Raw genomic sequence first — 502 nt, forward strand, 5'->3', positions numbered from 1 at the left:
AGCCGTAGGGGAACCTGCGGCTGGATCACCTCCTTTCTAGAGACAGGCGAGTCAGGTACTTACAGCCTATCGGTTATTTGCAAGTTAGAAGGGCGAGCGAGCATGCGAATGCTCGTAGCACAAACGGGGGTTTGTAGCTCAGCCGGTTAGAGCACCGTCTTGATAAGGCGGGGGTCGTTGGTTCGAGTCCAACCAGACCCACCAAATCATTCCATTGCGGCGTTGCAAAACGCCTCGTGTACTTCAGTACACGTCGGCGCTTTGCGCCTGGCACTGAAATGATTTGACGCCGTAAGCAAATTTGTCGGAAGACAGATTTTTGGGTCAGGCGAGGCGCAGCGCGACGACGTGTACTGATGTACACGAGGAGCGATGCAACGACGCATCACCCAAAAAGAGGGGGATTAGCTCAGCTGGGAGAGCACCTGCTTTGCAAGCAGGGGGTCGTCGGTTCGATCCCGTCATCCTCCACCACCCACCCAATGCAAACAACAACCTATTC

The 502-nt window shown here is 55.0% G+C and carries 2 tRNA genes; both read left to right on the forward strand.

Features of this window, described 5'->3' with window-relative positions:
* Positions 1-127: 127 nt before the first annotated feature.
* Positions 128-204: transfer RNA gene (locus ACFOKJ_RS12605), tRNA-Ile, on the forward strand.
* 194 nt (positions 205-398) lie between these two features.
* Positions 399-474 (forward strand) — tRNA-Ala (locus ACFOKJ_RS12610).
* Positions 475-502 lie beyond the last annotated feature (28 nt).

Origin of the sequence: Vogesella amnigena (assembly GCF_042648905.1) — a bacterium.
In the GTDB taxonomy this organism is placed as follows: Bacteria; Pseudomonadota; Gammaproteobacteria; order Burkholderiales; family Chromobacteriaceae; genus Vogesella; species Vogesella amnigena.